The sequence below is a fragment of the Mariniphaga sp. genome (assembly GCF_041687215.1).
Taxonomy (GTDB): Bacteria; Bacteroidota; Bacteroidia; order Bacteroidales; family Prolixibacteraceae; genus Mariniphaga.
Genome location: NZ_JAWLCI010000013.1, coordinates 66,369 through 77,933, shown reverse-complemented (window position 1 = coordinate 77,933; position 11,565 = coordinate 66,369). Strand labels below are relative to the sequence as shown.

General features: G+C 33.3%; 7 protein-coding genes. All 7 read right to left on the bottom strand.

What is annotated here, in order from left to right:
* Positions 1-388, bottom strand: a 388-nt coding sequence (locus tag ACESMA_RS07190; protein WP_372948106.1) for a hypothetical protein, incomplete at its 3' end; no start/stop codon positions are given.
* 343 nt (positions 389-731) lie between these two features.
* Entirely contained in the window at positions 732-1,529 is a 798-nt protein-coding gene (locus tag ACESMA_RS07185; protein WP_372948105.1) for a heparinase II/III family protein, read from the bottom strand.
* A 212-nt stretch (positions 1,530-1,741) separates the two neighbouring features.
* Positions 1,742-2,875 carry a DegT/DnrJ/EryC1/StrS family aminotransferase gene (locus ACESMA_RS07180; RefSeq protein WP_372948104.1) on the bottom strand — a complete coding sequence of 378 codons (1,134 nt, stop codon included), beginning with the start codon at positions 2,873-2,875 and terminating at the stop codon, positions 1,742-1,744.
* Positions 2,876-3,154: 279 nt separating this feature from the next.
* Positions 3,155-3,934, bottom strand: coding sequence for a 4'-phosphopantetheinyl transferase family protein (locus ACESMA_RS07175; protein ID WP_372948103.1), 780 nt, complete (start codon positions 3,932-3,934; stop codon positions 3,155-3,157).
* The gene (locus ACESMA_RS07170; RefSeq protein ID WP_372948102.1) at positions 3,927-4,985 is read right to left on the bottom strand and encodes a thioesterase domain-containing protein; all 1,059 of its coding nucleotides are present in this window, start codon (positions 4,983-4,985) and stop codon (positions 3,927-3,929) included. Before ACESMA_RS07170 ends, ACESMA_RS07175 begins: the two co-directional genes overlap by 8 nt.
* The gene (locus ACESMA_RS07165) at positions 4,954-5,187 is read right to left on the bottom strand and encodes a hypothetical protein (protein ID WP_372948101.1); all 234 of its coding nucleotides are present in this window, start codon (positions 5,185-5,187) and stop codon (positions 4,954-4,956) included. Before ACESMA_RS07165 ends, ACESMA_RS07170 begins: the two co-directional genes overlap by 32 nt.
* A gap of 89 nt (positions 5,188-5,276) precedes the next feature.
* Positions 5,277-11,363 carry an amino acid adenylation domain-containing protein gene (locus tag ACESMA_RS07160; RefSeq protein WP_372948100.1) on the bottom strand — a complete coding sequence of 2,029 codons (6,087 nt, stop codon included), beginning with the start codon at positions 11,361-11,363 and terminating at the stop codon, positions 5,277-5,279.
* Positions 11,364-11,565 lie beyond the last annotated feature (202 nt).

Sequence of the window (11,565 nt, the reverse complement as noted above, 5' to 3'; positions counted from 1 at the left end):
GTTTTAAAAGTTTGTTGTGATCCTTGTTTAGGTATAGATTGTACTTTTTATTATAAGGTGGTATAGGTATATCAACAATTACAGCTAAATTATTGGCATAAGCTACATCTAAAATATGTGCAATATTAGTAGTGTCATATACCCTGATGGTATTTCCGCCAGTTTCAGCTAATTCCTTAAAATGAGAAAAACCAGCAGCACCATTTATATAAAAAGGCTTTCCATTTCTTATAATCTCATATCCGTTTAATGTCTCTTTAATATAAACTGTTCCTGATTCATTGTTCATTTTACGGCCATGAACATTTCTTAGAAAATGCACTCCTGTTACAAGAGCAATGCCCCCTGCGCAAATAATACATGCAGCAATTAAAAACAGCTTTTTCATTTGTAAAAATTCAACTTTATAAACGGTTAAAAATAAAAATTTTCTGTTTCAAAATGGTTGCCGCAATCAAATCATCAAATTCAAAGAATCAGTTGATGCCCTCTTTACTATATCAGGTTGAGAATTTTTATGGCAATGTGTTTTTCCTTACCAAATTTTTGGATGTTTGTGTTCTCCAATTGTTCCATCAAATTCAACTGCAATAATCACTAACAACTTTTCCTATTTTGTATTTGTTAAAAACAGCGGTCAAATATAACAAACACCAGCCGGATTTGGAGATTAAGAAAGAATCCCTTCTAAAAAACTCCTGTCGCTTTGTATAAAACAAAATCAATTGAAATTATTTTATAAGTAATATGGATTGAAAGGTTATCGTTTGTTCTATCAGGGCTGTACAATAAATGGTTGTGCAGGGTTCTTTTTTGTCAAGCGATTCAGAATGCCAGCCTAAAATTTGTGGGATTATTTGGCCTTTAACCATTTGGGTTTTTAGCTTTTTGTCAATTATAAGGTTTAATAAATTATCGTTTTCATCACTTACCTGATAGTTTATAGAGTTGTTTTGCTTCACAAAGGTTTTAGGATGAAAGTGAAAAGGAATCTCAATAAAATTGAAGCCTGATTTCCGGCACTCAATGGTATCATTAATCCAAATCAAATTTTTTGATTTTTCAAAAATTATCTCCCTTAAATGATTTACTCCCAAATTTTTATATCCATCATGCTGTGCTTTAACTTTTACAACTTTATTATCAGCCTTTTTTCCCAGTATGGTGGTTTTGAATTGATTCATCCAGGTAAATGGTTTTATCCATTCTGCCTGGTCTTTTAAATTAACTCTAATTGTATTGTTTGCCAGTGTGCCTGTAAAATATTTTTTCCATGAATTTTCCTTTTGGTAGAATTCCTGACCCGGGTTAATGAGAAAAGGATTTTCTCCAATAGAAAGCGCAATAGCGAGCGCATCAACATGCCCCTCATCATTTGCTGGAAGAAAACCTAAGGAGCCGACATTAAAATGCAGTTGGATCTCTTTTTGGTTTAAATAGGACTGGAATATAAAAAGTTGTTCCTCCTGGTTAAAACCTGATTTTGGTTCTAATCTGGGTTTTCCTGTTTTTTTGTCAAGCTTAGTCATTTTTTCCAAAGGATTAGGATTTTATGTCAAACTTTTTAACTGATTTCAGATGCGTATCACTTACTTTTTTCTCATTTGATTAAGTGTGCACTGAAGCTGAATAGAGATACAACCAGGCAAAATGAAGTGGTGGTATTTGTTATTGATGCCGTATATATTTATAACTTGTCCTTGATTCTTTTGTACGAATTGAGGGAGAGATAAGGCTTAACTTATTTTAATGTATTTTTTATTATACCTATTATCCGGTGTTTATCTTCCCCGGTAAGGCTAGAGCCGGAAGGCAGGCAAAGCCCATTCTCAAACAATTTATCAGAAACTCCGGTACCATAATAAGGGCAGTCTTTAAAAACAGGTTGCTGGTGCATGGGCTTCCAAAGGGGGCGTGATTCAATGTTCTCTTTTTCAAGCGCCCGCCTGATGTCTTCCCTGGTTAAATCCTTTGTCATTGCAGAATTAACTTGAATACAGGTGAGCCAGTAGTTTGAAAAATAGTCCGGTCCCGGTTCTGTAAGTAAAGTAATGCCCGGATAATCTTTTAAATGTTCTTTATAAAACCTATGGTTTTCCCGGCGTTGCTCTATTCGTCTGTTTAAAACTTCCATTTGTCCACGTCCAATGCCGGCAACCACATTGCTCATGCGGTAGTTGTAACCAATTTCCGAATGTTCGTAATGGGGGGCATTGTCACGTGCCTGAGTAGCAAGAAACCTGGATAGTTCAACCAACTTCTCGTTGTCGGAAATTAGCGCACCTCCCCCGGAGGTTGTGATTATTTTATTTCCGTTAAACGAAAGTACACCCATCAATCCAAATGTCCCCAGTGCTTTATTTTTATAAGTACTTCCCAAAGCCTCCGCTGCATCTTCAATCATCGGAATTTTATAGTGATTTGCAATTTCAAGAATTTCATCTATTTTAGCCGGCATTCCGTAGAGATGAACCGGAACAATGGCTTTAGGCATTTTCCCTTTTGAAATACGGTCTTTGATCGCTTCTTCCAGCAATTTCGGACTCATGTTCCATGTTTCCGGTTCGCTGTCGATGAGAACAGGGGTAGCTCCCAGGTAAACAATTGGATTCACACTAGCTGAGAAGGTAAATGAAGAAACCAGCACTTCATCGCCTGGCTTTATACCCAGAAGGATCAAAGCCAGATGGATAGCTGCTGTTCCTGAACTTAAAACAGAAGCCGCCTTTGCTCCGGTATAAAGCGCCAAATCCTTTTCAAATCCATTTACATTGGGTCCCAGCGGAGCAATCCAGTTGGAATCGAAAGCTTCCTGTACATATTTTTGTTCTGTTCCTCCCATGTGGGGAGAGGAGAGCCATATTTTTTTGGACATGAATTTATTTATTTTTTCAAAGATAGTTTTTATTTCGAGTAAAAAAGGAAGTAGCCGGACGCTTAAAGCCTCAAATTTTTCACTATCAATAGATTATAAAAAGGGTTTATATTCGTAGGTCATCTATTTGACTAAAAATAGAACTGAATTTATTTGTTGTTTTTAAAACTCGTAATGTGTTTATTATCAAAACAATATGTCAATTTTATTTTACAAAAATAAAGTCTAAATCGCTCATTAATAATCAAATATGGATAAAATGGAAAATGTTTTAATTGGTTAAATTGTGCTTTTGCTATGAGTATTTATAATTTTTTGAAAATCAACAGGTATTGGATAAAATATAAGTTTACCTGCATGTTCATATGAACCAGAGCATGCAACTGCCCCAATATAGTCATCATTCAATTCAAAGCTAAATGCCTGTAATACTTCAATATTGCTTAATAACCCTGGGCGCAAATGATGGTATCCATCCAATGATACTATCTCCGGGAAATCATCATCTATTCCTTTACCTGTAGCTTTAACAATTGCTTCTTTGCGTGTCCATAATTTATAAAAAGTACGCTGTTTATCATTACTATTTAGTACATAATCTATTTCAGATTTATTAAAAAAGCTTAATAAAATTTCTTTAAATTCAAAATCTTCATTTACATACTCGATATCAACTCCTATGGGTTTTTTTGCTATTGCTATTACAGCATAATCATCAGCATGTGTAACATTAAAAAATACCGACGGGTGAGAAGGTAAATAGGGTTTTTTATTAAAATATTTATCTAAAACTATTTCATTAACATCCAATCCCGTTTGTTCCGCCAACAGAAATTTTAATACCGTTCTACATATTATAAACCTATTTTTATCTTTACTAAAATGGTATCTGTTTGCCCTATTCTTTTCAAAAGGTGATAAAAACTCTTTTAGACTTGAAATTGATTCCTTGTATTTGGATAGCTCGATTTTATAAAGTTTTAATCCCAGGTCAACTTCCAGTCTATCGTTAAAACCTCGAGTCCAGGTTTCTAATGTTCCGCAAAATACTTCACTCATAGTTTTCAGAATCATCGCTATCCATAATCTTTTGCAGAACACTACCAACCTCTTCAACAGCAGGTGATAAAAACATTTCAGAATGGTTTCCAGATATCAGATGTTTTCGAATTCCCTTCAGCGCAATACTTTTCCAACCCAAATATTTATAGTCATGCGCAAAATAAATGTTTTCTGTCGATCTAAACAAATCTACTATTATATCTTGAGGAGTTAGGTTATAACGGATAAATGCCAATTCATGCATCTTATCGATTTTTGAAGAGTAATTAAACTGTAACTGGTTCTGTTTTTCTCTACCATATTTTATTCTTAAATACAATCCATAAATTTTGAGTTTAAGCAAGTCTTTTCTCCGTTTAAAATTCTTTTTACTGCTAAACATATTTAATCCCATAAATATTAGCTGGGCTATATTATAAGACGCAGATACTGTTTTTTTGACTAAAGGATTGGAATAATAATAACTAGGATAAACATAACTGTCAAAAAGGGCAAGAATTTTTACTTTCTTTCCTTCGGCCTTCAATTGTTTTGCCATTTCAAAAGCTATAATACCACCAAAAGAAAACCCTCCCAACGCATAAGGGCCATCCGGATTTATAGTTTTAATTTCCGAAATATAGTGAGATGCCATCTCCTCCACAGACTTGTGGGGTTCAACCTCACCACTAAGTCCTTTAGCCTGCAAGGCATAAACAGGCTGACCATCATCTAAACTGCCTGCTAAATTTTTATAAATCAATACGTTATGATTAGCTCCATGTACGATAAAAAGGGGGACTTTATCGCCAGTTGGTTTTAATGGTACTAATGAATCCCAGGAAATAATCTTTTTATCCATATATAATTTTGCAATTGTGGGATATTCTATTAAAGAAGCTAGCGGCAGTCTTGTCCCAGTTTGTTTCTCTATGAGAGCCATTACTTTTACTGCCAGGATTGAATGACCTCCCAATTCAAAAAAATCACTTTTAATATCTATTTCATTAATCCCCAAACATTCTTTCCAAATAGTCTCAATAATTTTTTTCTGTATTAGTTTGAGCAATCACAAAGGATTGTTTTACGTAATTAATTGATTTAATTTCCTTTAAAGCTTTGCGGTCTATTTTTCCATTTGGAGTTGTGGGAAATTCACTCAACAAGTTAAACTCTTGAGGTACCATATAAACCGGAAGTATTTCAGCCAGGTTCTTTTTCCATTTACTTACAGTAGTTTCCGGAAGACTATTTAAATCATTTGAAACCATGTTTGCAATAACCAAGTTGTTGATTCGGATTCGATCGGCATTCTTAAAGTCAGGGGTTCGGAACCTGCTAATTATCGTGTCGATGCACCCTATTTACTGCGATTTATTTCAATCCTGTCTATAATACTTTTTAGTTCAGAAAGAATTTTAATTTTATTATTATTCTCTAAAACAGCCTCAGTATGATGACTTGACAAACTGAACCAATTGATTTTATTAACCATAGATTTCCAACCCAGATAAGGATCAGAAATAATATTTTTTTCAGATTTAAATAAATGTACGTCGCCGTGATAAAATTGTGGAATATAATTCATCATCAATTTATTAGCCTCAAGCATTATGTTTGTTTGAATGAGATTAGGTGGAAGTTTTTTCTCTAATTTGAAATAGATAAGTATTGTAATTCTCTTTATTTGTTCTTTTGATTGCTGTATAATAGTATTGAAGAGGTGTTTTGTAAATGCTTTTTTAAATTTTGGGCCTAACTTTACAGCAGTACTTATTCGAGGATTAATGACATCTATAAGAAAAAGAATTGGCACATTGTTTCCGCTTTTGATTAACCTTTGCGCTATTTCGTAGGCTACCAATCCTCCAAATGAAAATCCGACGAGGTAATAAGGGCCATTCGGATTTACTTTTTTAATTTCAACCAAATAATTTTCAGCTAACTCGCCAACAGATTTAAAATTAAATGGTCTCCCATCGGAACCTGGCCATATAAAATCATAAATTGTTCTTGAGAATCCTTTAATATTTGCAAATAATTCTTCACAATAAAAGCTGAATATTGGAATTTCATTTCCAAAAGATTGCAGACGATACAGATACCTAAAATTTTTATTTATTTCAAAATGTTTAAAGTTAAAATCAATCTTTTTTGCTTTCTCTTGTTTTATAAGATTTCCAATCTGACGCACAGTATTGTATTTAACCAGAAAATCCCTGACTGGTATTAAAACCTTAAATTCTTTTTCAATTCTGAAAATTAATTTTAGCGAGAGAAGAGAAGTGCCTCCAATATTAAAAAAACTATCATCAGCATTGAAATTTTTATGTTTAATTATATCTGAAATTATTTGATATATATTCAATTCTATTGTGTTCAAATGATGCCAATCAAATTCAGGTACATCTTGTCCAGCCTTCTCTTGATTAAAGATTAGCTTTTTTCTATCAGTCTTACCATTGAGAGTTCTTGGAAAATCTTTTTGAAATTGAATAAATGAAGGAATCATGTAAATTGGAAGTTGTTTCTTCAAACCAGATATAATCTCCTTTTCATCAGGAATAAAATCCTTTTCCGTTAATAAAAATGCAACAAGACGCTTATCATTATCTGAATATTGATGAACCTTAACCACGGCTTCTTTAATTCCTTTGAAGAGGCATAGCTTGGATTCTATTTCACCTGGTTCTATTCTAAATCCATTTAATTTAATCTGGTTGTCATTTCTTCCGTATACTTCAATGTCCCCATTATTTCTAATTTTTCCTATATCTCCTGTTCGGTAGAGTATCTGTCCATCTTTTACAATAAATTTTTCTTTTGTCAATTGCCCCCGGTTATGATATCCTTTGCTTACTCCTTCGCCCCCAATTGCAATTTCACCTTTAACATTCAATGGCAATAAATTTTTATTATCATCCAGGATATAAACTTGAGTATTCCCTATTGGCAGGCCGATCCCAATTGGATGTTGTGCATCGGAAATCTTTTTGCAAGTTGACCAAACCGTAGTTTCGGTTGGGCCATACATGTTCCATAATTCACTGACTTTTGAAATCAGATCTTTTGCAAGTTGCTGGGACATTGCCTCTCCACCACACAATGCTTTCAAATTTGCATTTCCATCCCATTCAGACTGAAGTAAAATACTCCAGGTTGCCGGAGTTGCCTGTAATATTGTAATCCCATATTTGCCAATAAGTTTATACAAAGAATTACTGGTTCGATCTTCTTCACTCGCAAGTACTAACGTAGCTCCGAATGACAGAGGTAAAAATATTTCCAGTACCGAAATGTCAAAAGAGAGTGTTGTAACACTCAGAAGTCTGTCGTCTTTGCAAATCCCAGGAGTTTCAGACATACTTAAAATAAAATTCACTGCTGCTTTGTGATGTACCAATACTCCTTTGGGATTTCCAGTTGATCCTGATGTATAAATAATGTAAGCAATATTGTCCTGATTATTTTTTTTAATAGGGTTGATTATTTTTGGTTGATCAGATATTTCTTCAAGATTTTCTAAATTGAATTCTTTAAATGGGTGATTTATTTTTGAAAAATTACTCTTTTTGTTTTTTGTTATTACATAGGAAGCACCGGAATCTTCAAGGATATAATTCAACCTTTCCTCAGGAAAGGATGGATCAAGGGGCAAATATGCTGCTCCAGATTTAAGTACTCCTAAAACAACAACAATTTGTTCGAGCGAAGGAGGTAGATTTATTCCAACAAAATCACCCGGGGTTATTCCATCTTGTATCAACTTATTGGCAACCTGATTGGATAAAACATTAAGTTCGGCATAAGTTAAAAAGCTGTTGTTGATTATAACGGCGGTTTTATCGGGAAATTCCTCTGCCTTTTCCATAAAAAATTCATGTAAAAGTTTGTTCGGAATTTCAAAACAAGTATCGTTTATTTCATTTAACTTTGGTAAAGTAATCTCACAAACAGATTTAAAATTTTCTGTTTTTTCATTCGATTTTTGAAAAGTTTCATTAAGTAACCTTAATCTTTGTTGTTCATTGGTTATAGGAAACAAACTTGTATCATTTGGATTTGTCGAAATACCAACTTTTGAAGATATTATGTCAGAATTAAATTTAAGAGCCTTTCGATCAATTTTACCATTAATAGTTTTGGGTAAACCAACTCTAAAATCATAAAAAGCGGGGATCATATAGGATGGGAACCTTTCTTTCAGATATGATACAATATCTTCCTCTCGCAGATTTGATTCTTTTTGTTTATGAATAAAAACGTAAAGTTGAATATTGCCCTTTTGTCTCTCCATAGGTTTAACAACAGACTCTATTATTTCAGGTATTTTATTAATTTGAAATTCAATTTCTAACGGTTCAACCCGGTATCCCCTGATTTTTAACTGATCATCAATCCTGCCGTGAAATTCAATATTTCCGTCAGGCAACCACCTGGCCTTATCTCCGGTTTTAAACAGTTTTTCGCCAGAATTTAGAGGATTGTTAATAAATTTTTCAGCATTGAGCTCTGGTCTGTTGAGGTATCCATGAGATAATCCATCCCCCCCTACATGAAGCTCACCAAATGCTCCTATGGGTTGTAATTGTAAATGTTCATTAAAAATATATGCCGTTGAATTACTTATGGGTTTTCCGATAGGAATGTTATCCTGATATTCTTTTTGAATAATATGGCATGTGGAAAACGTGGTGTTTTCTGTTGGTCCATAGCCATTTATGATGGTGAGGGATGGAAACAGGTTCCGTATTTTAATTACATGCTCTATTGACAATACATCCCCTCCTGCCAATAAATACCGAAGATTCGCGAAAACACCTGGATTTAATTCTGTAATTTGAGTAAATATGGAAGAAGTGAGCCAAAGTACTGTAATATTATTTTTAATAATTTCCTTTTCAAGCTTATATGGATCAAGTAACACATCTTTATCAATAATAAATAGCGTACATCCATTTAGTAATGCCCCCCAAATTTCGAAAGTAGAGGCATCGAAACCTATTGCCCCAGTTAATAGTATATTATCATGTTCTTCGAGATGGATGTAATTTGTATTTAGCACTAATCTTAAAATGCCTTTATGTTTTATAATACTTCCTTTCGGTGTTCCTGTGGTTCCGGAAGTGTACATTATGTATGCAAAATCTTCCGGGCTGGAAAAGTAAGAAAGTGTAGTTGTTTTATTTTGCCAAATTGAATCGTCAATAGTAATTTTTTTAAACGAACCTGTTAATATACTTTCCTGATTTTTTGAAGTAATGATATACCTGCAAGCGGCATCATGGATTATATCTAATGTTCTTTGCAAAGGATATTCGGGATCGAGAGGCAGGTAATAACAATTAATTTTTAAAATGGCTACGATTGAAATAATCAATTCGTTTGATTTATCCATAAAAATACCAACAGGTTCTCCCACTTTTACTCCATTTCGAATAAGCTCCAACGCAAGTTGATTCGACTTTTCTTCCAGTTCTGAATAACTAACTTTTTGTCCATTATAACTAAGTGCAGGTTTCTTGGGTAATAAATCGCTTATTTGCTTTAATATTGAGCATACACCCACCTGAGGATATGGCACTTTGGTATTATTAAATTCCTTTAGAATATTAAACTGATTCTCATTTACAACGCGTAAATTATTGATATTTTCTTTGGTATTTTTTACAACTGAGTCAAGTAACTGTATATAACTCTCCCTAAGACTATTTATCGTAGATTCATCAAACAGGTCAATGTTATACTCTATTTCGCCCTTAATATCACCATTAATTTCCCACATGTAAAAAATAATATCAAAAGGTGCAACATCTTCCTTAATAATAAATCGCTCGCCTCGAAGATCTCCTGTTTTTATGGTTCCGGATAAATCTTTTGGCCAGACAAATGCTATTTGAAAAATGGAATTATATAATGGGGTTCTCTCCGGATTGACAATCTCTACTATTTTATCATAACCTATATTATTGTTTTCAAGCACATTGAATATTGTGGATTTTGTGTAGTTTAATAAATCCTCAAATGTGTTAATTCCTTCAAAATTAAAACGCAACGGAAGTGTATCTACAAAATATCCAAAAACATTCTCAATGAATTTGTATGGTCTGTCAGCAACCGGAGAACCAATGCAAAGATCGTTTTCACCACTGAATCTTTTTATTAACAGGCTGAACGCCGATAACATGGTAGTGAATACCGTTGTATTCCGACTCTTACTGAGAGCTATTATTTTATTAGCAATTTCAGTTGAAATTTTAATGGTCGTTTTTGCCCCCTTACCACTTGGTGGGTTTTTTCTGCTTCTATCCAAAGGAAAATTGGTATAGGCAGGGATTCCATCCAGATATCTTCTCCAAAATTCCAATGAATGAGAATTCTGTTGTAAAGGATTCTTTTCGAGCCATTTTGCATAATGGTACTGTTGAAATTTAATATCTTCCAGTTTAATATCTTCGGTATTTAATAAACTTTTATAAACAGAATTAAATTCCTTCAAAAAAATCCCCCACGAAATTCCATCAAATACCAAATGGTGAATGGTCATGTGAAATAACCATTCTGACCGATTGATTTTTAAAAGGTGCAGGCGAAACAAAGGTCCTTTCTCCAAATTAAACGCGAGCCTTGAATCAGCAACTATTATTTCATTATATTTTTTTTTCAACTCATTTTCCGGAAGTCGGTCTAAATCATATTCCTTAATTTTTATACTCTGATTCTGATTAATTGTCAGGTATGGTTCACCATCATCACTGTGAAACGTGGCAAAAATTATATCATGTCGTTTAAATAAGTATTCAATTGTTTTATGTAGAATATTTTCGTTTAAATCACCAGTGAATTTTAGAGTAAATGGAAGATTATAAGCCGGACTATTGATATTTAATATGCATAAATACCATAATATTTTTTGTGTTTCGGTTAATGGAAACCTCTCAGCATTTTCCGAATGAGATATATCATGTAATAATCCGGAACTATTCAGATTACTTACAGGAGTTTTTATTAATTCGGCTTGCTTTGAAATTGTTGGCAGATAAATTGAATCTTCATAAGCCATTTCAATCTCAAATTTATCTTCGATTCGCAACTTACCTTTCGTTTCGTGAATAATGCCTTTCTGATCCGTTAAATGAGTTTTTATGAATTCCGATTGAAGAGTGATGGTAGGCAAATTCATAAAATCTTTAAAGGAGATTTCAATCTCAAATTTTTCTTTAATCCGAACTATCCCTTTCATTGCAAGTATGGAATGTCCTCCCAATTCAAAAAAGTTGTCATGAACACTAATTGTATCAATTTCCAGAATTTCCTGCCAGATTTGTGTTAGTTTTTCAACAACAACATCTGTCACGGAGATATGTGAATAGCCTGACTCTTGTTTAACAGCAGAAACTTTTTTATTCCGAAGTGTGTGCTTTTTTTTATCACCACCTTTATTCATGCAATTTGGTTTTCGGATACGATTAAATTTAGAAAATGATTTTGTTAATCAGAAGAAATTTAAAAATGATTTGTAAAGATTATTTCAATAAATGATTTTACTATAGTATCATTCCTATAACAAATTGGTTGAAATCATATTTCCCATTAATTATTTCAGGTCACGATTAAGCAAAAATGGAGCCTTCCGAAAATTTCGAAAG